This window comes from Neisseria sp. P0021.S006 (assembly GCF_051956895.1).
The window spans coordinates 1-482 of record NZ_JBQCWZ010001152.1; the positions used below are offsets into that span (position 1 = coordinate 1).

1 protein-coding gene is annotated in these 482 nt (G+C 42.3%); it reads right to left on the minus strand.

Annotated elements, in window-relative coordinates:
- Window positions 1–332: sigma-70 family RNA polymerase sigma factor (locus tag ACTHUM_RS19210; RefSeq protein ID WP_440403879.1), on the minus strand; the 332-nt coding region annotated here is incomplete at its 3' end.
- Between the last annotated feature and the right edge of the window lie 150 nt (window positions 333–482).

Consider the following 482-nt stretch of genomic DNA (forward strand, 5'->3'; position numbering starts at 1 on the left):
GTTAAATCAAGAACATCTCCCTCCTCATTGGCCGCTTCCGAGCTGACAAAAAACTGACGACCCGAAGTGGTCAGGAAATTCTTTGCCGTATTGATACCGATACGGTACAGCCATGTATAAAATGCACTTTCTCCACGAAAATTTGCCAATGCACGATAAGCCCTAATCATTGCCTCTTGGGTTACATCGTGCACTTCATGCTCATCCTGAATAAAACGGGAAATCAGTCTGTTTAGCCGACGCTGATACTTGGACATCAGCATCTCGAATGCCTTATGGTCACCTTTCTGTGCGCGCTCCACCAAAACTTGATCTATTTGGCGATCGTTCATATTCAACCTTTAATCGTTTTACTGCTTTAAACCAAAAATAGTAAAGCGTGCTGTGCACAGTAAAGACAGCAACGCTTTGAAATAGTTCCACGAGATTACATTTAATCGCAAAAGTTTATTCGTGCAGATGCTCTAACATAAGCTGTATTG